The 21,351-nt window shown below is 66.3% G+C and carries 20 protein-coding genes; 10 read left to right on the forward strand and 10 right to left on the reverse strand.

Annotated elements, in window-relative coordinates; translation table 11 throughout:
• The first annotated feature begins 9 nt into the window (after positions 1–9).
• A complete protein-coding gene (locus tag AD89_RS18010; RefSeq protein ID WP_025777103.1) occupies positions 10–945 on the forward strand; it encodes a DMT family transporter in 936 nt (311 codons plus the stop codon).
• Positions 946–1,054: 109 nt separating this feature from the next.
• Here AD89_RS18010 and AD89_RS18015 read toward each other — a convergent pair whose 3' ends face one another.
• Together AD89_RS18015 and AD89_RS0102910 are read right to left on the reverse strand one after the other, a co-directional pair.
• Entirely contained in the window at positions 1,055–1,414 is a 360-nt protein-coding gene (locus tag AD89_RS18015; RefSeq protein WP_025777104.1) for an ArsR/SmtB family transcription factor, read from the reverse strand.
• A gap of 132 nt (positions 1,415–1,546) precedes the next feature.
• On the reverse strand, positions 1,547–2,134 hold the full coding sequence (locus AD89_RS0102910) for a peptidoglycan-binding protein (RefSeq protein WP_231488386.1): 588 nt from the start codon (positions 2,132–2,134) through the stop codon (positions 1,547–1,549).
• A gap of 151 nt (positions 2,135–2,285) precedes the next feature.
• On the opposite strand from AD89_RS0102910, the gene AD89_RS0102915 reads away from it, so the two are divergent.
• The 5 genes from AD89_RS0102915 to AD89_RS0102940 all read left to right on the forward strand — a co-directional run bounded on the left by AD89_RS0102915 (position 2,286) and on the right by AD89_RS0102940 (position 7,005).
• On the forward strand, positions 2,286–2,552 hold the full coding sequence (locus tag AD89_RS0102915; RefSeq protein WP_155807359.1) for a hypothetical protein: 267 nt from the start codon (positions 2,286–2,288) through the stop codon (positions 2,550–2,552).
• Between the two features lie 94 nt (positions 2,553–2,646).
• Positions 2,647–3,456 carry a HEAT repeat domain-containing protein gene (locus AD89_RS18020; RefSeq protein WP_025777107.1) on the forward strand — a complete coding sequence of 270 codons (810 nt, stop codon included), beginning with the start codon at positions 2,647–2,649 and terminating at the stop codon, positions 3,454–3,456.
• Between the two features lie 209 nt (positions 3,457–3,665).
• Complete coding sequence (locus tag AD89_RS0102925; RefSeq protein ID WP_231488388.1) at positions 3,666–4,760, forward strand: MerR family transcriptional regulator; 1,095 nt, start codon at positions 3,666–3,668, stop codon at positions 4,758–4,760.
• Between the two features lie 143 nt (positions 4,761–4,903).
• Positions 4,904–6,373, forward strand: coding sequence for an LssY C-terminal domain-containing protein (locus AD89_RS0102935; RefSeq protein ID WP_025777109.1), 1,470 nt, complete (start codon positions 4,904–4,906; stop codon positions 6,371–6,373).
• 146 nt (positions 6,374–6,519) lie between these two features.
• Positions 6,520–7,005, forward strand: coding sequence for an SRPBCC family protein (locus tag AD89_RS0102940; protein WP_025777110.1), 486 nt, complete (start codon positions 6,520–6,522; stop codon positions 7,003–7,005).
• A 107-nt stretch (positions 7,006–7,112) separates the two neighbouring features.
• On the opposite strand, the gene AD89_RS20095 is transcribed toward AD89_RS0102940, so the two are convergent.
• Complete coding sequence (locus tag AD89_RS20095; protein WP_197021705.1) at positions 7,113–7,682, reverse strand: MarR family winged helix-turn-helix transcriptional regulator; 570 nt, start codon at positions 7,680–7,682, stop codon at positions 7,113–7,115.
• An 85-nt stretch (positions 7,683–7,767) separates the two neighbouring features.
• Between AD89_RS20095 and AD89_RS20100 the strand changes: the two genes are divergently transcribed.
• Positions 7,768–8,721 carry a hypothetical protein gene (locus AD89_RS20100; RefSeq protein WP_025777112.1) on the forward strand — a complete coding sequence of 318 codons (954 nt, stop codon included), beginning with the start codon at positions 7,768–7,770 and terminating at the stop codon, positions 8,719–8,721.
• 35 nt (positions 8,722–8,756) lie between these two features.
• Here AD89_RS20100 and AD89_RS0102955 read toward each other — a convergent pair whose 3' ends face one another.
• The gene (locus AD89_RS0102955) at positions 8,757–10,688 is read right to left on the reverse strand and encodes an acetate--CoA ligase (protein ID WP_025777113.1); all 1,932 of its coding nucleotides are present in this window, start codon (positions 10,686–10,688) and stop codon (positions 8,757–8,759) included.
• A gap of 154 nt (positions 10,689–10,842) precedes the next feature.
• Here AD89_RS0102955 and AD89_RS0102960 point away from each other — a divergent pair, with 154 nt between their 5' ends.
• The gene (locus tag AD89_RS0102960; RefSeq protein WP_025777114.1) at positions 10,843–12,132 is read left to right on the forward strand and encodes a hypothetical protein; all 1,290 of its coding nucleotides are present in this window, start codon (positions 10,843–10,845) and stop codon (positions 12,130–12,132) included.
• Positions 12,133–12,191: 59 nt separating this feature from the next.
• Here AD89_RS0102960 and AD89_RS0102965 read toward each other — a convergent pair whose 3' ends face one another.
• The 4 genes from AD89_RS0102965 to AD89_RS0102980 all read right to left on the reverse strand — a co-directional run bounded on the left by AD89_RS0102965 (position 12,192) and on the right by AD89_RS0102980 (position 18,145).
• The gene (locus AD89_RS0102965) at positions 12,192–13,157 is read right to left on the reverse strand and encodes an NAD-dependent epimerase/dehydratase family protein (RefSeq protein WP_025777115.1); all 966 of its coding nucleotides are present in this window, start codon (positions 13,155–13,157) and stop codon (positions 12,192–12,194) included.
• A gap of 9 nt (positions 13,158–13,166) precedes the next feature.
• The gene (locus tag AD89_RS0102970) at positions 13,167–15,953 is read right to left on the reverse strand and encodes an alpha/beta fold hydrolase (RefSeq protein ID WP_025777116.1); all 2,787 of its coding nucleotides are present in this window, start codon (positions 15,951–15,953) and stop codon (positions 13,167–13,169) included.
• An 8-nt stretch (positions 15,954–15,961) separates the two neighbouring features.
• Complete coding sequence (locus tag AD89_RS0102975) at positions 15,962–16,990, reverse strand: 3-oxoacyl-ACP synthase III (protein ID WP_025777117.1); 1,029 nt, start codon at positions 16,988–16,990, stop codon at positions 15,962–15,964.
• A 123-nt stretch (positions 16,991–17,113) separates the two neighbouring features.
• The gene (locus tag AD89_RS0102980; protein WP_025777118.1) at positions 17,114–18,145 is read right to left on the reverse strand and encodes a hypothetical protein; all 1,032 of its coding nucleotides are present in this window, start codon (positions 18,143–18,145) and stop codon (positions 17,114–17,116) included.
• 329 nt (positions 18,146–18,474) lie between these two features.
• Between AD89_RS0102980 and AD89_RS0102985 the strand changes: the two genes are divergently transcribed.
• On the forward strand, positions 18,475–19,278 hold the full coding sequence (locus tag AD89_RS0102985) for a 3-oxoacyl-ACP reductase (RefSeq protein ID WP_197021706.1): 804 nt from the start codon (positions 18,475–18,477) through the stop codon (positions 19,276–19,278).
• A gap of 212 nt (positions 19,279–19,490) precedes the next feature.
• On the opposite strand, the gene AD89_RS20305 is transcribed toward AD89_RS0102985, so the two are convergent.
• Positions 19,491–20,012 (reverse strand): hypothetical protein, encoded by a 522-nt coding sequence (locus AD89_RS20305; protein ID WP_231488390.1) that lies wholly within the window; start codon positions 20,010–20,012, stop codon positions 19,491–19,493.
• 300 nt (positions 20,013–20,312) lie between these two features.
• On the opposite strand from AD89_RS20305, the gene AD89_RS20105 reads away from it, so the two are divergent.
• Entirely contained in the window at positions 20,313–20,546 is a 234-nt protein-coding gene (locus tag AD89_RS20105; protein ID WP_197021709.1) for a hypothetical protein, read from the forward strand.
• A gap of 234 nt (positions 20,547–20,780) precedes the next feature.
• On the opposite strand, the gene AD89_RS0102995 is transcribed toward AD89_RS20105, so the two are convergent.
• Positions 20,781–21,350, reverse strand: coding sequence for a dienelactone hydrolase family protein (locus tag AD89_RS0102995; protein ID WP_025777121.1), 570 nt, complete (start codon positions 21,348–21,350; stop codon positions 20,781–20,783).
• Position 21,351: the final 1 nt, after the last annotated feature.

Raw genomic sequence — 21,351 nt, forward strand, 5'->3', positions numbered from 1 at the left:
GGTGGACCGATGAGCGCCGAGGATGTGCGCGCGGCAGGGTCGCCTCCCGCCCCGAAAGCCCTGCCGGTGCTCGGTGTCATCCTGGCCGCCGTTCTGCTCGGATCGGCCGGATTGTTCGTCATCCTCGCCGAGGCTACCGCTCCCACCGCTGCCTTCCTGCGGTGTTGGATCGCGGTCGTTGTGCTCGCTCCGTTGGCGGTGCTCGAGCTGCGTCGGCACGGGCGTTTCCCGCCGAAGGCGATCGTCATCGCCGCGGTCTCCGGTGCGGCGCTCGGCATCGACTATGTGCTGTGGGCGCAGAGCGTGCTCGATGCCGGTCTGGGTGTGTCCACGGTCCTCATCAGCGTCCAAGTCATCGTGTTCCCGGCACTGGTGTGGGTGTTCGGCGGGTCCCGGCCGGGATGGCTGTTCATCTGCTGTGTGCCGGTCATGATCATCGGCATGCTGCTGACCGGGGGAGTGTTCGGCGCCGACGAGACGGCGGCGAATCCGATGCGGGGAGCGATCTTCGGGGTCCTGTCCGGTGTGCTCTACGGCGTGTACATCTTCGGCATCCACCACAGTCGGAAGGTCGCCGGAGACTTCGTCGTCGCCCCGGTCCAGGTGGGCACGATCGCCGCCGGCGTGATGACCGCCGTAGCCGGGCTGACCCTCGGCGGATTCGACTTCGACCTCGGCTGGGCCGGGTGGGGGTGGATGATCGCCCTGGCCGTCTGCGGCCAGGCGCTGTCGTGGGTGCTGCTGAGCATCTCCAGCCCGTTGGTGCCGGTGCCGATGACCGCGGCGCTCATGCTGCTCCAACCGCTGTCCGCAGTGGTGCTCGGATCCCTCGTCGCCGGGGAGCGGCTGCAGGCGGGACAGTGGATCGGCGCCGTCCTCGTGGCCCTCATCGTCTGGGTCGTCGGTGGAGGACCGGAGGCCCTGACACGTCGGCGACGTCGGTAGCGCAGAGCCGACGGACTCGAATCGGTGTGGCGGGCCGCGTCGGCGAGCCGGGGTACGGTGGGCCGCCTCGGCGAAGGAATCGCTGTGGAAGCCCCGCCCCAGGCGGGACTCAGTGTTCGTGGGCCTCGATCGTGTGGGCGATGGCGTCGACGATGATGTGGGCGACGTGGTCGTCCTTGAGCGAATAGTAGGCTTCGCGGCCGATCCGATTGACTCCGACGAGGTGGAGCCCGCGGAGGAACTTCAAGTGCTGGGACACCAGCGGCTGGGACAGTCCGGTTGCCTCGACGATGTGCGTGACCGTGGCCTCGCCGTGGGTGAGGACGAGAAGCATCTTCAGCCGGGAGGGAGTGGCGAGAGCCTTGAAGAGGTCGGCGGTCTCGGTGATGGCTTCGAGATGGTCCTCGGGATTGAGCAGGAGCTGCTCGACCTCGTCGTTGACGGGAACGGAATCGGGAATGGAAGCCATGAGTGCAGATTACCGGACAACCGGGCGTGGTCATGCGATATCGGGCACCGTGAGGCGGCCGCGGCTGTCGCGGGCTTCGGCCCCGGACTGCCGGCGCGTCAGTCGAGGGAGCCCGGCGGCCGCCTCAGCGGATCAGTCGAGGGCTTCGACGTCGGCCTGAGTGCCGAGGATGTCGTCGGCCAAGGTTTCCCACTGCGCGTAGGCGTCGGGGAGAGCTGAGCGCTGCACGGACTGTGCCGCTTCGGTCGGTGACATCGCATCCCAACCGTCGATCTGGTTGAGACCGGGGTTCTCGACCTCGGGGTTGATCCCGTAGAAGGCTTTCGTCGCGTAGATGGGATCGGTGAGCTGATGGGGTTCGCCCCATCCCTGTGAGGGGCGCTGCTGGAACAGGCCGACCGAATCGCGGTCGCCGGAATCCAGATTGCGCAGCGAGGACTCCTGCAGGGCCGTCATGAGGGCGATGCGGATCGCGTGGTCATCGAAGTCGCCGCCGCGGCCGACACCGATGATGAGTCGAGCGTTGTCGATCTGCTGCTGAGTGAGCTGACTGACCGAAGCCATCTGCATCTGCCTGATCTTCGTGGAACCGAACGAGATGGGGGAATTGAGGATGATGACGGCGCCCACGATCAATGCCATCACTGCTGCCCCGAGCCCGATCAGGGCACCAGTGAGCACGGACCGGCGGCCCTTGCGAGATGAGGTCAGACGAGGCATGAATATAACGATAATGCAACAAACTTAAGGACGCATGAGACAGTGCCGAGGTTTTTGTCACAGGAAGGTCACGGATGGGTGGTGGTGAGGGTGCGAGCGGAGCCGGGCGTGGACTCGTCTCGGACGGCCCCGCACAGCTTAGGCTTGAACCATGGTGAGAATCGTTCGGCGCAGCAACCGCCCACCTCTGATGACCTGCCTCATCGTGGTCTTCTCCTTCGTCGCCGTCGGAATCCTGACCATTGCCGGCATCCTCGTCGCAGTCATCTTCCTCTCTGCGGAATCATCGTCGACGGGTTCATCGCCGACCTCGGACTCCTCGTCGATCGGACCCTCATCCTCCGCTTCCGACTCGGACGGCGGCCTCGGTCCGAGCACCACTGCTCCGGTCAGCGGGGGCTGGTCGAGCGGAGGCTGAGGCTCCGCACTGAGGATGAGAAGGAAGCGAGTCCAGCCTCCTTGACCTTGACACGATGTCAGGGTCTTCACTGGGTGACAAGGAGGTTGAGACCATGACACATCCACTGGGGCACCATCAGACTCGCGGACCGGAACCCCCGACCGAGGCTGACCAACAGACCGGCGGCGACGTTCGGAACGACCCCGAAAACCTTCGGAAAGGCGCCGGCGACGTTCAGAACGACACCGGAAGCCTTCGGGACGATACCGGCGATCCCATGATCGACGCGCTGAGTGCGTCGAATCCGCAGCAGCGCCTGCAGGCGACGATGGCCATCGGCGCCCGGGCCGAACCCCGTGACCTCGAGGTGCTCGTCGCCCGGTGCCGCATCGAACCGGACTTCTTCGTCCGCGACATGCTCACCTGGGCGCTCACTCGGCTGCCCGCCGACGACACCGTTCCCCGCCTCATCGCTGAACTCGACTCGCCGCTGCCGCAGGCGATCAGCCAATCTCTGCACACTCTGTCGAAGATCGGTGACGTGCGTGCCTGGTCGGCCATGGACCCGGCCCGGATCGGCGCGGCCCTCATCGCCCATACCGACACCGAGGTGGCCCGCAGTGCGTGGAGAGCCGCCGTTGCCCTTGTCCCCGGTGACAATCGCGGAGAACTGGCATCCGCCCTGGTGACACAGTTGGGACGCGGTGAAGTCGAGGTGCAGAAGAGCCTCAGCCGAGCGATCGTGGCCCTCGGTGAGGATCTCGTGTCAGTGGTCGATGAGAGGCTTCATGCAGAGGACGACACAGTGCGGGCTCACGCCATGGCGACCCGGGACATGTTCGATGACCCGGATGCCGGCTTCGCCCACGCCTTGGACGCAGCCAAGCGGGTGGTCGCACTGGGATCCGAGACCACGGTCTAGATCGGCACAGGGAAGGTCCGATCGTGCGTGTGCCGTCAGGTGGGGCAAGCCCGTCGGCACACGGCCGAGGTCTCGGATCCCTTCCTTCAGTGGGTGGTTTCAGCACCTGTGCGAAAACCGCCTGCGAACGGTGAGCGACGTCCGAACGGTCCCCCGGCACCGACGAATTTCGGGACACTGCACCCGGAGGGCCGCGACTGCGGCATAGAGTGGCTGACAGCAGAGAAGAGGTGGCAATGCTCATCGGCGAGGTGGCCCGGCGCTCCGGTGTGAGCGCGCGCATGCTGCGCCACTATGAATCCTTGGGACTCGTCGCGCCCAGCCAGCGGACGCCCGGCGGCTACCGCGAATACTCCGATGCCGACATCGGTCGCATCTTCCATATCGAGGGTCTGCGCAGACTCGGGATGTCTCTGAGCGAAGTCGGTCGGGTGCTGTCCGATCCGGGCTTCGACCCCGGCAGCGTGCTCGGGGACCTCATCGACCAGGCATGTGAGCGGATCGCGGCCGAGCAGCGTCTGCTCGACCACCTCGAGTCCGTCGCTCGGCTCGGCCGGACCGATGGCGAATCGCTCCTGTACACCATCGACCTCATGCGCTCCCTCGAATCCGGTGACGTCATCCAAAGGCACAAGGCCGCACTCGGCAGCGGAGTCGACGGAGGACTGCCGATCGAGACCTTGGCGCAGGCGGTTCTGCAGGAAACTGTGCTCAACGCGGCCGGAGCCATGCGGTGGGCGCTCGCCCAAGCCGGCGCCGAGGCCGTGCCTCATGTGGTGAAGGGGATGGATGACGAATCCGCTCAGGTGCGCCGCAACGCACTGCTCACCCTCGACGAGATCCGCCGAACCACACCGGACGAGGAACTCGACTCACGCTCGACGTCGATGATCCAGCAGGCCCTGGAACTCGCACTCGACGATGCCGTCCCCGACATCCGCAGCATCGCCGCGCTCGCCCTCGGTCGCTCAGGTGATGCGAAGGCGGTCCCCGTGCTGCTCGACATGGCGATGAACGGACCGAAGGACATCGAGGCGGCAGAGGCAATCGGCTCCATCGTCGACGCGGCCGGGCCAGAGGCCGATATGAGCGAACGGATAATGACCGAACTGCACCGGCACGCGGAGTCGAGCGACACGAGGGCACGATTCAGGGTGCTCCAAGTCCTTCTCGAGATCCCCGGCGACCGCAGCGATGAACTCATCGCCGGGCTCAGCGACGACGACAGCCCGGAACTCGCGGCCACCGCACATGCTGCACTCAACCGCCGCCGGGAACAGTCGCCCCGCACAGGACGAACCTGACCGATTCCGGTCGGACCGCCTCGGCGAGGGGAGCAGCCGCCCTGGGAGGGGCGAGCCTGAACGATTCCGGTCGGGCCGCCTCGGCGGAGGATGGCGGGAATCCGCATTCCGGGCGCTGGAGGCGGTTGGCTAAACTGGCGCCCATGACTTCGGGCGGGTCGACGGACGGAACGGATGCGGCCGGTGCGGCAGCCGGTCAGAAACGCCGGCTGAGGCAGCCGTTCGTCTATCGGCGACACCACTTCACGGCCACCGGGGTGCTCGACTACCTGTTCTTCCTCTTCGCCGGCGCGGCCTCGACTTGGCTGGCGCTGCTGATCCTGCTCAAAGGATTCAGCCTCGGCTGGTGGCAGGTGCTCACGCTGCTCGTGTTCTGGGCAGTCGTGTCCTACCTGGCTCTGCCCCGGCTGCACCGCATCCTGTCCCAGATCTATGTGCCGAACTACTTCATCGGCCGCACCCGCACCTCCGACGGTCTGCTCGGCGATCCGGTCAACCTCGCCTGGCGCGGTGAGGAAGCGCAGATCCACCATGCGATGCGCGAGGCGGGGTGGACCCTTGCCGACAGCATCACTCCCGCATCGACGTGGGAGATCATCCGCTCGACGGTGACGAAGCGCAGCTACCCGCAGGCTCCGGTGTCCCCGCTGCTGCTGTTCGGCCGCCGTCAGGACTTCGCCTACCAGCAGGAAGTCGACGGCGATCCGGGACAACGTCACCACGTGCGGTTCTGGAAATGCCCGCACGGATGGCTGCTGCCCGGCGGGCATCAGGCCGATTGGCTGGCCGCCGGAACCTACGACAAAGCCGTCGGCATTTCGCTGTTCACTCTCCAGTTCACCCACAAGATCGAAGAGAACACCGACGTCGAACGTGACCACATCGTCGACACGGTCACCGGTGCCGACGAGGTGATCTCGGTCGATCGGATCAAGGACTTCTCCACCGGATACCACTCCCGCAACGGCGGCGGCGATGCGATCGTCACCGACGGGCACCTGCCGATCGTCGACGTCACCGAGGTGGTCGCCGACGAAGCCGACCACCCCGAACGCTTGGAGCTGGCCCTCGACGCCACCCGGATCTACTCCGATTCACACAGCGTGTCCGAAGTGACGAGGACGCTGTGGCGGCAGCGCCCCCTGCAGACGGTCGTCGGGGCCGCCCTCGTGCTCGTCCTGCTGCTCTTCCAGGCGTGGGATGTGATCAGCATGCTCCTCGACTGGAACGGACTGCGATCCGAAGTTGTCGGCTACAGCTCGGACATCGCGGCAGTCAGCGACGACACGGCCACGCGCATCGTCGCGGGATTCCTCGTCGGTCTCAGCCTCCTCATCGGGTGTCTGCAGGTCATCGCCTCGACGTCGGTGTTCCGCGGCAGCAACCGAGCGAGGCTGTGGATCCTCACTCTCTCGACGATCTCCGTGATCGTGTCGATGACGAACTACTTCACCGGCGATCGCGACCTGGCGACGAATATGTATGCGCTGACGACGATCGCCATGCAGGTGGCGGTGCTGCTGGCGCTGTCGAGCGACTCCTCCCGGATGTTCACCCGCTTCAGCACGGCCGCGCTGCGCGCCGAACGGCAGGACCGCGCCCTCGAGGACTGAGGTGGCCGGCCCGCGCACGCGGGGACTGGAGCGGTGGCTCACGCGCTCGAGGACTGAGGCGGCGGGCCGTGTATTCTGACCGTGTCCGATCCACTCCGCACTTCAGTTCGTCGCCGAGGCTGGACCACACACGAAGGCAGGACTCCATGACCGACCAGACCCCCGATCCTTCCGTCTTCGATTCGCTTGATGCGGCTCTCAAGGTCGTCACTGCCGAGATCGAGATCTCAGCCCCCGCCGAGGCGGTCTTCGAACTCATCGCCGATCCGCAGAGACAGCCGGAATGGGACGGAAACGACAACCTCGGCTCAGCGGTCGACGGTCAGCGAGTGCGCGGGGCCGGCGGATCCTTCATCACGACCCTGACCAAAGGCGTGGAACGCGAGAACCACATCGTCGACTTCGCCGAGGGCAGGCTCATCGCCTGGAAGCCCTCCGAGGTCGGGGGAGAGCCGTTCGGGCAGAAATGGGTGTGGGAGATCGAACCAGTCGGGAACGACTCGGTCCTGGTCCGTCACACCTATGACTGGACCGAGCTGCGCGATCCGAAGCGTCTGTCGCGGGCGCAGTCGACGACGGCGGCAAATCTGCTCGCCTCGCTCACGAGACTCAAGCAGCTCGCCGAAGGCTGAGATCCGGCGCCTGGCAGACAGCCGCGGCCGAGGCCTGACTGCTCACCGCATTCGAGTGCCCGTCCCGCCGGGACAGCAGTCCGGTCAGAACAGACGGACAGAGGCGCTCACTTCGGCCAGGCATCGGCGAGGCGGGTGAGCAGCGATGCCAACTGCGCTCTCTCGTCCTCGGTGAATGCGCTCAGTGCCTGATCGACGTTCTCGCGTTGAGCGCCGCGGAACCTGTTGGTGATCGCTCGGCCCTTGTCCGTCAGCGCGATGAGGGTTCGCCGGGCGTCATCCGGGTCGGCTTCACGACGCAGAAAACCGAGCTCGACGCCTTGGGCCACAAGCCGGGACGCGCGCGGCTGATCGACGCCGATCGCATCGCCGAGTGCGCTGACTCCCAGTGCTGTCCCCGCCTGGACGAGGGAGACGAGCAGGCGGATGAGCGCACGCCCGCGACCGTGAGCGGCGAACGGTCCGCCGGGATGACGTTTGCCGCCGAACGGGAAGTCGTCTGAGTGCCGGCCGCCTCCGAATCCACCACGTTCGCCGAAGCCCCCGCGCTCATTGGGGCCGCCGTGCTCACCGAGCCCGCCGAAGGGGCCGAATCCGCGCGGACCACCGGGCCCGCGCCGCCACTGCAGGCGGGTGAGCGCCTCGGCGATCGCCTGAATGTCATCGTTCGTGCTCATGATTCGATTTTACATGCCACTTGACATGCAATTGAATTGCATGTCACTCTGCATGTACATGTCAGATGACAACTAAGGAGATGACATGACTGAAAACAAAGACTTCAACGATGACAACGACGACTCCACCACTCCGACCGGAGGAGCTGGCGAACCAGGTGCCGATGACCGGGAGGACTCGCTGAACGCCGACGAGAACACCGCCGCCGGCAGCGCTTCGAGCCTCGGCTCCGATCGCGAACAGCCGGGCGAAGCGGACACGGTCGAGGCGGAGGAGAATGATTCGGCCGCACGTGCTGAGCCCGTGAGCGACGAGCCTGCAGACGACGCCGACTCAGACGACGGCAAGGGCGAAGACACCGACGACGATCTGCCGCAGCTGCTCCGCGAGTTCAGCCACGTGTTGCGCCGCGAATTCCGCGCGGCCGCGGCTGACTCCGGCTTCGATCCTCGCGACCTCGGGCGCATGCGGCGAGGGCGTCGCCGCTGGGACTCCGATGAGGTCGTCGCTGACGGCGCCGCCTACCCCGAAGAGCCGGTGACCTACGGGCCGCCGCGCGGCCGAGGCAGCTGGGGACCGTCGAAGAGCATCGACCCCGAAGAACTGCGTCAGCGCTTCCGCGATATGCGCGACGGAGTCGGCGATCGCATCGAAGAGGTGCTCACCTCTGAGGAGTTCGAGAACCTCAAGGCCTCGCTGTCGAAGATCGTCGAGAACTTCGGCCCCGAACACTGCGGAGACGACTCGGACCGCCACGACGGACCGCGCGATCACGAACGCCCCCACGATCATGACGAGCACCGGGGCGGCCCTGACCGCCACGGAGCCCACGGGCGAGAAGGCGGGGACCGCGATCACCGCCGCGGCGGAGGCCGCGGGCGCCGCGGATTCGGACCGAGCTTCGGTCCTGGCTTTGGCCCGGGCCGCCGAGGATTCGACCCCTTCGGTTGGGCCGACGAGCGCCGCAGCCGCGAGCAGGAGGTCCAAAAGGCCTTCGAACGCGGATTCGCCGCGGGCTTCGAACAGGGGCGCGCGTAGCCGAATCGCGGCTGCGTGCTGAAGCCTGAGACTGCTCAGCCGCGGGAGAGCACTGCCCCGAGGTCGTCGAGTACGGTGCGGTCTTCGATCGTCGACGGCACGGCCGGATCGTTGTCGCCATCAGCGATCTGCCGCATCGTCTTGCGCAGGATTTTGCCCGACCGGGTCTTCGGCAGACCCGAGACGATGTCGACGCGTTTGAATGCGGCGACAGGTCCGATCTCCTTGCGCACGAGCGCCACGAGTTCGTCGATGACTGTGTCCGGGTCGGCCGCCTCGGCGGAATCCCCGAGCACGACGAGGGCGCGAGGGATCTGCCCCTTCACGTCATCGTGGACACCGATGACAGCTGCCTCGGCCACAGCCGGGTGGGAGGCGACGACCGCCTCGATGATGCCGGTGGACAGGCGGTGGCCGGCGACGTTGATGACATCGTCGGTGCGGCCCATGACGAAGACGTAGCCGTCCTCATCGAGGTAGCCGGAATCGCCGGTGAGGTAGTAGCCGTCGAAGGCGGCGAGGTAGGAGGAGATGAACCGCTCGTCATCGCCCCACACCGTGGCCATGGTGCCCGGGGGCAGCGGCAGCTTGATGACGATGAGTCCTTCCTCTCCGGCGGGAACGGGCTGACCACCGGGGTCGACGACCTCGACTTGGAAGCCTGGATTCGGCTTCGTCGACGATCCCGCCTTGAGGGGGAACCGGTTCAGTCCCAAAGGATTCGCTGTGATCGGCCAGCCTGTCTCCGTCTGCCACCAGTTGTCGACGACGGGGATGTCGCGTCCGGTCGCCTCGGCGAGGATCTTCGTCGTCCACTCATAGGTGTCAGGATCGAGCCGCTCGCCGGCAAGGAATTCCGCGCGCAGGCTCGACAGGTCGTACTTCTTCATCAGCTCGCCGTTCGGATCTTCCTTGCGCACCACGCGCATGGCCGTCGGAGCGGTGAAGTGGACGTTGACCTTGTGCTGCTCGATGGCGCGGAAGAAGGCTCCGGCATCAGGCGTGCCCACGGGTTTTCCTTCATAGAGCACCGAGGTGACGCCAGCCAACAGGGGCGCGTAGATGATGTACGTGTGTCCGACGACCCACCCGACATCGGACGCGGTGAACATCGTGTCGCCCGGGTGAAGACCGAAGACTGTCGGCATCGAGAAGGCGCTGGCCACCGCGTAGCCGCCGGAATCACGGACGATTCCCTTCGGTTTGCCGGTGGTGCCCGAGGTGTAGAGGACGTAGAGCTCGTCGGTGGCCTTCACGGGCACGGGGTCGATGCCCTGGGGCGTCCGGTTGAGCAGTTCGGCGTAGTCGAGGTCGGTGTCGCCGAGTTCACAGCGATGTTCGTCGCGTTGGACGATAACGGTGAATTCCGGTTTGTTCGCGGCGATCTCGATGGCCTCGTCGAGCATCGGCTTGTATTCGAGGACTCGGCTCTTCTCGACCCCGCAGGAGGTGGAGATGATGGCCTTCGGAGCGGTGTCGTCGATGCGCACGGCCAGTTCGTTCGGGGCGAAGCCGCCGAAGACGACCGAGTGGATCGCGCCGAGGCGGGCGCAGGCGAGCATGGCCACGGCCGCCTCGGGGATCATGGGCATGTAGATGACGACGCGATCGCCCTTGGCCACGCCCTTGTCGGCCAGGGCGCGGGCGAAGCGGGAGACCTCATCGAGCAGTTCGGCGTAGGTGATCGAACGGACGGTGCCTGTGACGGGCGAATCGTAGATGATGGCGGCCTGGCCGCCGCGGCCGTTCGCGACATGTCGGTCGAGCGCGTTGTAGCAGACGTTGAGTTCGCCGTCGGGGAACCAGCGATAGATCGGCGCATTCGAATTGTCGACGGCCTTCGTCGGTTCGGTGACCCAGTCGATGCGGTTCCTGGCCTGCTCGAGCCAGAATCCGTCGGCATCGGCGGCGATGCGGGCGACGATGTCGTCGTAGCTGGGGGCGGCGGTGTCGGGTTGCGTATCCATATCCCCATTGTGACTCACGGCACAGAATCTCGCCGAGGTGGGGCCCGGATTCTTCGTCCTGCGCGTGAGGTGCCGCAGGGCTGAGAAGGATCGGTGCGGCACGAAAGTGGACCCATTTCCCTGCACTCGGACCAGGAGAGGGCACAATGGGGTTATGAGATTCCTGGTTGCACTGATCCTCGGCCTGGCCGTCATGTTCGGCCTGAACGCCCTCTTCGACTTCTTCTCGATGTCGCGGCCACTGGGCTCGATCCTCATGGGCGCGACCGTCGGCGTCACGATGCTCATCGTCCTCCTCATCTGGGAGGTCGTCCGCCCGACTCAGCCCAAGGGCGAGCTGGCGAAGGCTCAGCAAAGCGAAGAGGAGCGCGCTCAGGCGCGTGCCGAACGACGTGCCCGACTCGCCGCCGAGGCGGGAGTGAGCCTCGAAGGCATCGACGGTGCCCTGCCGGGATCGACCGCCCAGTCCGCCGAGGCGACCTCGTCCGATGAGACGGATACCGCGGAGGCGGCCCCCACCGAGGGCGCCGATGCCGAGGCGGCTTCCATCGAGGGTGCCGATGCCGAGGCGGCTTCCATCGAGGGTGCCGACGCCGAGATGTCTCGCTTCGAGGGGGCCGATGCAGAGGAGGCAACCGCCGAGGAAGAAGGAGCAGGCGGTGAGTCCGCCGCAGCGTCTCCTGCCGAGGGGGAGGTCGCAGAGGGCGAAGCGGCTGACGATGCAGCCGAGCAGAACAATGAGTCAGATTCCTCCCTGGAATCCGACGGAGCCGAAGGTGACGAGGCCTCGACCGATGAGGAACGACCCGCCGAGTCAGCGAAGCCCGCAGTGGTCGTGAAGACCGCAGAGCCGGCAGACTCCGCCGAATTCCCACAGCCAGCCGACGCCGCCGCCAAGGCCGACGCCGGCGGTGACACCGAATCCGGAGACACCGGGGCTGGCGCCGATGAACCCTCTCGGCCCGTCGAGAAGCCGACCGTGCAAGCAGGGGATTCGTCCGAACTGCCGCCGCCTCCGCCGATGCCGCCGTCGTTCCCCGCCCGACCCACCTCCGCACCGCAGGTCGAAGCTGCCGACGCGACGAGCGATGACACAGACGCGACGAACGATGACGAGTCCGCAGCTCCGTCGCGCAATCAGGACGATGCCGGAGACAGCGGGTCCGCCCCGGCATCCGACCCGGATCTCGAAGGGCGGGCTGATGATCCGGAGACGCTCGACCCGGAGGAATTCGACGAATCCGCCAGCGGATCCTCGCTCGAGGCACCGCCGACCGGTGAGCCCGGAATGTCGGCCGACGCGCTCTCCGGCAAGCTGCCTGAAGAAGCCGATGAGTCTGCCGGCACGGCAGAAGACGAACCTGCCGACGACGAGGCCGAGGATGCTGAGGCACCTGAACGCAAGGGTCCCTCAGCCGAGGAGAACAACCAATACCGGCTCTAAATTGCTGTTGGCTCGAGCCGTTCAGGGGCTGAGCAGGTGAACTCAGCCGGCGAACCCGCTCAGGCGTAGTGTGCGGCGAGGATCCGCATGCCCTCTTCGATGCTGACACGGGGAGTCCAACCGAGGACTTCCTGCGTCCGCCGCTGATCGAACCAATGTGCGGTCGACAGCTGTTCGGCGAGGAACCTGGTCAACGGCGGTTCGTCGTCATGCTCTCCGAGTTCCCACACCTTCTCGACCACGGTTCCGGCAGCCAGCGCCGGTGATACCGGTATGCGCAGCTTCGGCTCCGATGCACCGCCGGCGATCGCGATGCGTGACATCAGCTCACCGATGGGTCGCGGCTGACCGTTCGTCACCACCAGCGCCTCACCATGAGTGGAATCGACCGCGGTCACCGCTGCGACGATCGCCTCGACGGCATTGTCGACGAAGAGCGTGTCGACCAGCGCCGCGCCCGATCCGAGCACCGGCATCCGCCCCGCACGGGCGCGATCGATGACCCGCTCCGTGAGCTGAGTGTCTCCCGGTCCCCACATGAGGTGGGGACGCAGGACGAGCACTCGGAAGTCAGGCGAGTCGGCGCCCAGGGCGATCCGCTCACCGGCGCCCTTCGTCCGCGCATACTCACCGCGAGCGAACTCCGGAGACGCGGGTTCGGCGCCGTCGCCGATGATCGACTCACCGGTATGGGCCACCGACGGCGATGAGATATGGACCAGGCGCTGTACACCAGCGGCCCGAGCCGTATCGACGAGAGTGCGGGTGCCGCCGATGTTCACGGCCTCGAATTCCTTGGGGTCACCCATCATGGAGACCTTCGCGGCCAAATGCACGACCGCCTCGGCGCCGGTGACCGCCTTCTCAACGGCAGCCGCATCGGTCACCGACCCCACCACATCGGTGGCGCCGTCGACCCCAGAGGGGCGACGCTGCAGGGTCGTGACCTCGTGACCAGCGGTGACGAGCTCACGAGCGACGGACGAACCGAGCAGTCCGGAGGCTCCGGTGACGGTGATTCTCACTTCAACTCCTCAGACGCTTCCACGCACCAGCCCACCGGCCAGGACGCTGTCGGCCCAGGCGGCGAGGCGGGAACGGTCGATCTTCGAATTGTGGCGGATGTCGGTGGGGAATTCGGGCGCCACGAGCACCGCAGCCAGATCATGACCGCCAGCCTCGGCGACCGTCTCCCGCAGTCGCGCCGTCAGGTCCAAGGGCGCCAGACCCGGTGAGAGCGAGGTGCCCTCGGCGTCGAGCACCGCTACGAGAGCCTGAGTGCCGACGGGGCCGATTCCGACGACGGAGCTGCGGCTGACCTGTTCGTCGGCGTCGATGAGCGCTTCGAGCCCGCCGGGTCCGACCGGTCCGCGCGGCGTCGTGACGACATGCTGCAGACGTCCTTCGAGCCACACACGACCGGCATCGTCGATATGGCCGATGTCGTTCGTGCGGTGCCAGGTCAGACCGTGCAGATCATCACGGGCCGAAGCCGCAGTCGTGTGCCACAGGTTGTCGTAGCCGGACTTGATATGGGCGGCGCTGACGACGAATTCGCCGAGGCGGCCCTGTACGGCCTCGCCCTGCAGCAGCTCATCGGAGGATGCGCCCGACTCATCGATGGGGGCCAGAGCGAGTTCGACACCGTCGATCGGCTGTCCCACGCACACTCCGAGGCCACCGGTGGCATCGGCTTCGGCCACCCCGTCACGGTCGATGTCGGTGAGCAGCAGTCCCTCGGTCATGCCGTAGGGGGAGTGGATGGAGGCGTTCGGGAATACCTCGGCGATGGCATCCATGAGGTCCAGCGGCACAGGCGCACCCGCCGAGAGCACGAGTTCGACCCCGGCGCACGCTTCCCGCTGCTGGTCGTCGAGCTCCCCGACGGTCGCGGCGACATTCGTGTATGCGGCCGGGGAGGCGAAGACCATGGTGGCCCGTCCGGCGATGATCGCATCGGCGATCGCAGTGGCCGTGAGCGTCTTCGGTTTCGTCACCGACATGTCCGGTGTCACCGAGGTGGCGCCGATGGCCGGGCCCAACAGGGCGAACGGTGGGAACCCAGCCACCAGTCCAGTGCCTTCGGTGACGTTGAAGGTCCTGGTCAGTACGGCCGCCAGCGCGGAGATGTCCCCATGCGTATAGCGCACGCCCTTCGCCGGTCCCGTCGAACCGGAGGTGAAGAGGATCGCCGCATCGGCATCCGAGGCCGGGGTCGGCATCTCAGCCCGGTGCGGGGTGCGGGAGAGTTCGGTCAGGCTCTTCTCTGCCTTGAACAGGCGCGAGCGCACGGGCCCGAGCGGACTCACCGAGATCCGCCGTCCCGGCCAGCCGAAGGCCCGCGCCAGAGTGAGCCCGGGCAGTTCCCCGATGATCCACTGCGGGTCCGCCGAGGTGATCGCCCGAGTCATTCCCTTCGGGCCGAGTCCGGCATCGGCGACGACGGCGACCGCACCGATCTTCAGGCACGCATAGAGCGCGGCGGTGAGATTGTTGCCCGGAGGCACGAGCATGGACACCCGGTCCCCGGGCTTCACGCCGAGGTCAAGGAGGCCGTTCGCGATCGACGTCGTCACGTGCCACAGGTGCCGCCAGCTGATCTGCTGCGCCGGGTTCTGCGCGAAGTCCACCGAGGCGATCGCCTCGTCGTCACGGCGCGCATCGAGGATCGCCGTGACCGAGCGGACATCCGCGGATCCGTCGCCGGCGGCGGAGTCATCCGCGATATCGGACGCCGATCCCCTCGCCGAGGCGGCTGTGCCCGACCGCGCGGACGATCCCTTCGCAGGGGCCGCCTCGGTGGGGGTGTTCGCAGTGGTGGGTGTATCGAACTGCGCGTCCAGCCAGTCGAGGACGAGACCGGGCACATCGTGATCTTCGCTGACGAGGTGGGAGGCCGTTTCGAACCGATGCACATCGGCCTGCGGCAGGCGCCGGCGCAGGTCCCGCAGATAGCGTTCGAGGAACACCGGGTCCTTCCGGCCCCAGATAAGTAGCGCCGGCTTGTCGAAGGCGGCGATGTCCCGGCCGATGCGCTGGAGTTCGGGATCGGAGGCATGTGTGTCGTCGACGGGGATGTCGGCGACGAAATTGCCGATCGCCCACCGGTCCGCAGGTGTGCGGTACGGGGCGCGGAAGGCGTCCCTGGTCTCGGCAGCGAGGTCGCCGAGTCCCAAAGTCACGCGCAGGAACCCGTCGGTGAGCACGGTGGCCGCAGGCAGCATGGGCCCGGCCAGGGTCGCCCGCAGCGGTGCAGGCACCGGCGTGTCCTCGGGCTGGTGGACGGCCGTATTGAGGCTGATCGCCGCGGACACCCTGTCGGTATTTCTGGCGGCCCAACCGAGAGAGAGGACTCCGCCCCAGTCGTGACCGATCGTCACGATCGGGTGGGTGGCGGATCCGGTGGCGGCCACCTCGGCGAACAGGTTGGAGACGACCGCATCGAAATCGCTGAGGCGATCGGCGATGCGACGGACCTCGGCGGACTTCGGGGCCGGCATGGAAGAGTGGGCGAGCCGTTCGGAGAAGCCCATTTCGAGCTGGTCGGGGGCGATGAGCCGCCAGGCACGTCCGCCCGACAGTGCGGCGGCGATGGTGGCGCTGGCCAGCCGACGCCACAGGTACGACCAGGTGGGGTTGCCGTGGAGGGCGACGATCGTGCCCGTCGGCTCGACACCGGCCTCGGTCAGGGCGGGCAGGGTGTCGAGGACGTGGAACTCGTGTGTCTCATCGCCGGTCGCGGCCTCGACGATCCGGGACCAGGCGGGGTCCCACTCGGGCAGCTGCGGGGGAATCGTGGCCGGCCGTGCAGGAAATCTCATGAAGCTCTCTACCACTCGATCTCGGTCATGGCGGTGTTGAGGCCGGAGCCGACGCCCATGCACAGGATGCGGTCGCCGGGTCTGAGGTTCTCGGCCTCACGGGACAGGGTGATGGGCAGTGAGGCGGGGCCGACGTTGCCCAGCTCCGGGTAGCTCACGGGGATCCGGTCGGGGTCGAGGTTCGCGGCCTTCGTGATCGAATTCGTGTGCACATCGGAGACCTGGTGCATGACGTAGCGGTCCATCTCCCGCCAGTCCCACCCGGTCTCGTGGGCTTCCTCCCACGCGGCGACGACGAGCTCCATGCCGCCGGAGAGCAGCCCCTTCGTGTCGGTGAACATTCCGTTGTGGTCGCCGACGCACAGTTCGTGATGCTGGGTTGCCGCACGGGTGATCCCGCCGAGGATGCGGTGGCCCTCCGGATGCTTGTCGGCCGGGCCGAGGACGGCGGCGGCAGCGCCGGAGCCCAGGGTCAGAGACGCGAATTCGTTGAGGTACTCCTCGCGGGTGATCTCCGGGCGGTTGAGGCGACGCAGCGTCGCGTCTTGGACGCGGGAGGCGTCTTCACCGGCGACGATGAGGGCGTATTCGATCTGCCCGGCGTCGATCATGTTCGCGGCCAGGGTCATTCCGTTGACGAATCCCAGGCAGGCGTTGGCGATGTCGAAGTTCATCGCCTGCGGGCCGAGCCCGATGCCGGCGTGGACGCCGACGGCCACGGACGGTTCCAGGTGCTCACGGGTCACGGAGGTGTTGACCATCAGTCCGATGGCGTCGGGAGGGACCCCCGCCTCGGCGAGGGCCTTCTTTCCGGCCGCGATCGCACCATCGGCGAACTGGTGGGGCTCATCCCAGTTGCGGCGGGCGTACACACCGGCGACGCGTTGGAGCAGACCCTGCGGCAGTTTGAGCGATGACAGCGTATCGGCGAGGCGTTCGTCGAATTCCTGCGAGGTCACTTCGTTCGGGGCCAGGGTCTCGGTCAGGCCGAGCAGGGCCACGTTCGAGTGCCGAAATGTTGCGTTGCCATTCGCCAATTGAGTAACTCATCCCTTTTCGGGTCGTTCGTCGGTGTCGATATCGGCCGCAGCGGCGCGCGCGTGACGCGTCACGACGGGGAATTCCGGACCTATCTTACCGCCCGGTTTCTGAGATGTTCCTCAGCGTGTGAACCAGGTGAAGCCGTCATAGAGCAATCCTGTGGCCGCGAGCACGGCGATGACGGCGAGAACGAGCGAGGTCACGGTGTGCGAGACCTTCGAGGTCTGAAAGCGCACGGCACGCGAATGCGACATCGGGCGGTCGGTGACGTTGTGGCCGAACTGGGCGAAGATCCGCCAGTCCATGACGTCGACGAGCGACTTCGCGGCCAGGGTGAACACGATGATGCAGCCGATGCCCATGAACAGCAGGAACACGAAGCCGAGGAAGCCGAAGTCCTTGAAGAACGTCACCACCCGGTCGCCGATGGCCACGGCGAAGGCCGAGAAGCCGTCGCTGAAGGGCAGTGCGTCGAACGAGTCGGTGATCGTGGACAGGCTGATATTGTCGCGCACCGTCTGCACGGACCCGATGTACATGAAGATCGACGCGGCCAGGGCGACGAGCAGGTTGATGATCGAGATCGTGGCATTGTCCGGCCAGAAGTCCAGATGCTTGATCGTGTAGGTCGCCGACAGGGCGACGCAGATGATCGCGCCCGTCAGCGCACCGATCGTGGCCGGCAGCAGCAGATTGTTGAAGAACACGAAGGCGACGACGGCGATGAGTGCGGCGCCGAGGATGTAGGTGAACACTGCGACGGTGTCGCCGTTGGCCGCGGTGGCGGCCCGCCGGTTGGCCTCGATCATCTGACCGGAGTGCTGGATGTTGGCGGCGAGTTCTCTCTTCGTGGCCCGCGGCTGATCGGCGTCGACGTCGTCGTAGCCCTGCGCATTGGAGGGAAGGACGCGGGTCTCATCCTCGCTGCTCCACGGACGGCCGGACTGGCTGTAGCCGGACTGGCCGTAGGGGTTCTGGCCGTACGAGTTCTGACCGTAGCCCTGAGTCTGCGGATAGCCGCCCTGAGCGCCCGGTCCGGCGCTTTGGTTCCGGGGCTGCCATCGTCCGATCTTCGCTCCGACGAAGTAGATGACGAAGACGACGAGAGCCGCGAGGACTCCGATGGAGATGCCGGCGCCGAGCTCGTTCATAAGGGTGACTTTCTGGGGATGGACAACGGTGGTCTTCGTTTCAGTCTATGGACTCAGGCCGCTCAGAGCACGTTCCTCAGCGCATATGCGCGCGGTTCAGTGCAGTTCTGTGGCCAATCTGCTTCCTGCTGGAGGAGGTGCGGGCACGGCCATTGCGCGATTGTTGGGTCGATCCGCGGTGTTCTAAGCCGCGATATCACCGTGGATCGACCCAACAATCGCCGCGCTGCTGCCCGTCTCGCGCCGCTCAGTCTCGGCGAGCCCGCTTCCTGGGTAGGGTGGGATCAGGTCTGCGAGATCCGCCCACCGACGTCCGAAGGAGACACGCGATGAGCAACCCCCAGGCATTCACCTCCGAGGCACTGCCTCTCGACGAGCAGGTCGTGCTTGTCACCGGATCCGGACGCGGCCTGGGCGCTGCGATCGCGAAGGCCTTCGCGCCGGAGGGTGCGGCGCTGGTCATCAACTACCGGTATTCGGCCGAGGCCGCGGAAGAGCTCGCCGAGGCGGTCCGCGCTCGCGGTGGGCGCGCCGTGGCAATCGAGGCCGACGTCACCGACTCCCGCGCCGTCGACGCCATGTTCGAGACCGCGGCAGCCGAGTTCGGAGCTCCGGTATCCACTGTCGTCAACAACGCGCTCGCCGACTTCTCGTTCAACGGCGATGAGCGCCAGCCGGCCGACGAGATCGACTATTCGGATTTCGCCGACCAGTTCCGCGGTTCGGTCGAAGGTGCGGTCAACACGATCCAGGCCGCGATGCACGGCTTCCGCGAGCTCGGTTCCGGCCGCGTTATCAACATCGGCACCAACCTGTTCCAGGATCCGGTCGTGCCGTACCACGACTACACGGCCGGCAAGGCGGCGCTGCTGTCGCTGACGAGGACGTTCGCGAAGGATCTCGGCCCGGCCGGGGTGCGGGTGAACATGGTCTCCGGCGGACTGCTGCGCACCACGGACGCCTCCTCGGCGACACCCGAAGCGGTCTTCGACCAGATCGCCGCCGCCAGCGCTCTGCGACGGGTGACGACTCCGGAGGACTTCGCCTCGGCGGTGGTGTTCTTCGCCTCTCCCGCTTCGCGTGCGGTGACCGGCCAGAACCTCATCGTCGACAACGGCCTCGTCATGGGGTGACCGGTCCCGCCGCAACGTAGAGCGAACCAACTCAGCTCACAGTCACTTCGCCGACCGCTCGACTCAGTGCCCACCGCGCGCCCTAGCCTCGACCGCACGTATTGTCGCCGAGAGAGCAGCTCAGCTCGCCGACCGCTCGACTCCGCGTCGAGCGCGCGGCGTATAACTTGATACAGCGACGCTGAGATGAGCGGTCGGCAGGGGAGTCGAGGTCATTCGCTGCGCTGGGTGAGTTCGCTCTTCGCCAGCGTGTCCAGTTCAGCTTTGATCTTGATGAACTCATGGGGTCGGAACAGGTCCGCCCAGACGAGATTGAAGATGCGGAACCCCGCGTTGAGCAGCTTCATGTGGCGTTCATGGTTCTTCTTGCTGGCTTCGTCGGGGCTGTTGTGCCCCATGAAATACTTTCCGACACCGTGGCATTCGACGATGAGTCCGTACTTCTCGTGGCGGAAGTCGTTGCGGCCGAGAAGATTTCCAGCCGCGTCGCAGGTCTCGACCTGGGGGATCATTCCGGTGATGTCGAAGCGATAGAACTTGACGGCAGTGATCGATTCTGCTGCTGACTCGTGGTTCGCGTCCGCGAGGCTGATGGCAAGAGCGGCGGTGCGACAGCCTCGGCGGGCCGGTGGAAGGGCGGTTCGCAGTGCTGCTTTGGTGACCAGCCGCCGGCGAAGTGCGTCCGAGAGCAATGGGACCGAGAACTCTGGGTCGTATTCGCGAGCAATGTCCACGAGGGTCCTGAGCAATGTCGTGACGGGGAGTCCTCCGATCGAATCGACGTCGCTTGGAGGCAGGTGCCGATCACGAATGTGGAGAGTGTCGCTGCTCCGGCGAGTTCCGGTCCGGATCATCTCGCACTTGTCGACTGCGGGGAACGGTGGATCGAGACCATGTAACAAGGCCGCTGACACATGGGAGAAGACTGCGTCGGGCAGCCGGTCATCAGCGTAAGACCGGATCAGGGACTTGAGGTCTTCGGCTGTGTCTCTGATGTCCCCGTAGGTCCGAGGGTACGAGGTCGAGGATGCCGAGTGTACGTCCTGCAGCACGGCGTGAGCCTGCTGATCACAGGGCCGGGTGAGGACGAATTGGCCACGTCGGACCCTCTGCAGACAGCACTGCAGGGCCTTGACGATTTCCTTGTGCGCGAAGCCGAGGCTGCGAAGTCTCTTGGTGCTGAAGACGGTCACCATGACAACAGTGTGCCTTCATGGAAGTCAAATGGCAATAAAATTCAGCAAATGGAATTAAACGAATGCATGTGAGGGTGGTCAGCTCTCATCTGCAAGGGACTGATTTCGCCGACCGCTCGACTCAACGCCGCTGTATCAAGGTTTGCGTTGAGCGCTCGGCGCTGACTCGAGCGGTCGGCAAGGAGGTGGAGTGCTGAGGTGATCGGTCGACGGCAACATGAGCGCTCGGCGCTGACGTGAGCGCTGGGCGCTTCCACCGCGAGGAGGCCGGCCAGCGAGGACGACCCCGATGGTGAGTGGGAGACCTCAGAAGCGGTCGAGGAAGGCCAGGGCCCGCTCAAAGAGGAGTTCGGCGCTGTCTTCGCGGTAATCCGGGGTCGTCGGGTCGCTGAACAGATGGGTGTTGCCCGGGTAGAGGAAGTACTCTGCCTGCGCGCCGGCCCTCGCAGCGGATTCCATCAGGGTCTCGATCGTGCCCGGGCTGCGCCACGAGTCGTCGACGGCGAAATGCGCCTGCACCGGCACACCGGCCTGCCAGCGCGTCGGCTTCGGGAATCCGCCGCCGTGGAAGAGCAGGACGCCGCGAGCGCGCGGATCGTTTTTGCCCATCTGCTGCGCGAGCGCGGCTCCCAGCGACAACCCGCCGAAGACGAGGTCGTCGCCGAGATCCTCGCACTCCTCCTTCATCCGATCCACGAGGCCCGAGAACCCGACCTCCTGGGAGTGGGCGACTCCCGCTTCGGCGGTGTCGAAGGTTCTGCCCGCGTAGACGTCGGGAGTGTGGACGGCATACCCGGCCAGTGCGAAGCGTTCGGCGACGGCATCCATTCCGGACGTCCGTCCCAGAGCCGAGTGGAGAAGGACAAGGGTGGTCATC

Source organism: Brevibacterium sp. VCM10, assembly GCF_000583215.1.
GTDB lineage: Bacteria > Actinomycetota > Actinomycetes > Actinomycetales > Brevibacteriaceae > Brevibacterium > Brevibacterium linens.

Excerpts from the sequence above, each read along its gene's own strand:
- AD89_RS18010 (WP_025777103.1), top strand. The coding sequence starts at position 10 with ATGAGCGCCGAGGATGTGCGCGCGGCAGGGTCGCCTCCCGCCCCGAAA.
- AD89_RS18015 (WP_025777104.1), bottom strand. The coding sequence starts at position 1,414 with ATGGCTTCCATTCCCGATTCCGTTCCCGTCAACGACGAGGTCGAGCAG.
- AD89_RS0102910 (WP_231488386.1), bottom strand. The coding sequence starts at position 2,134 with ATGCCTCGTCTGACCTCATCTCGCAAGGGCCGCCGGTCCGTGCTCACT.
- AD89_RS0102915 (WP_155807359.1), top strand. The coding sequence starts at position 2,286 with ATGGTGAGAATCGTTCGGCGCAGCAACCGCCCACCTCTGATGACCTGC.
- AD89_RS18020 (WP_025777107.1), top strand. The coding sequence starts at position 2,647 with ATGACACATCCACTGGGGCACCATCAGACTCGCGGACCGGAACCCCCG.
- AD89_RS0102935 (WP_025777109.1), top strand. The coding sequence starts at position 4,904 with ATGACTTCGGGCGGGTCGACGGACGGAACGGATGCGGCCGGTGCGGCA.
- AD89_RS0102940 (WP_025777110.1), top strand. The coding sequence starts at position 6,520 with ATGACCGACCAGACCCCCGATCCTTCCGTCTTCGATTCGCTTGATGCG.
- AD89_RS20095 (WP_197021705.1), bottom strand. The coding sequence starts at position 7,682 with ATGAGCACGAACGATGACATTCAGGCGATCGCCGAGGCGCTCACCCGC.
- AD89_RS20100 (WP_025777112.1), top strand. The coding sequence starts at position 7,768 with ATGACTGAAAACAAAGACTTCAACGATGACAACGACGACTCCACCACT.
- AD89_RS0102955 (WP_025777113.1), bottom strand. The coding sequence starts at position 10,688 with ATGGATACGCAACCCGACACCGCCGCCCCCAGCTACGACGACATCGTC.
- AD89_RS0102960 (WP_025777114.1), top strand. The coding sequence starts at position 10,843 with ATGAGATTCCTGGTTGCACTGATCCTCGGCCTGGCCGTCATGTTCGGC.
- AD89_RS0102970 (WP_025777116.1), bottom strand. The coding sequence starts at position 15,953 with ATGAGATTTCCTGCACGGCCGGCCACGATTCCCCCGCAGCTGCCCGAG.
- AD89_RS0102980 (WP_025777118.1), bottom strand. The coding sequence starts at position 18,145 with ATGAACGAGCTCGGCGCCGGCATCTCCATCGGAGTCCTCGCGGCTCTC.
- AD89_RS0102985 (WP_197021706.1), top strand. The coding sequence starts at position 18,475 with ATGAGCAACCCCCAGGCATTCACCTCCGAGGCACTGCCTCTCGACGAG.
- AD89_RS0102995 (WP_025777121.1), bottom strand. The coding sequence starts at position 21,350 with ATGACCACCCTTGTCCTTCTCCACTCGGCTCTGGGACGGACGTCCGGA.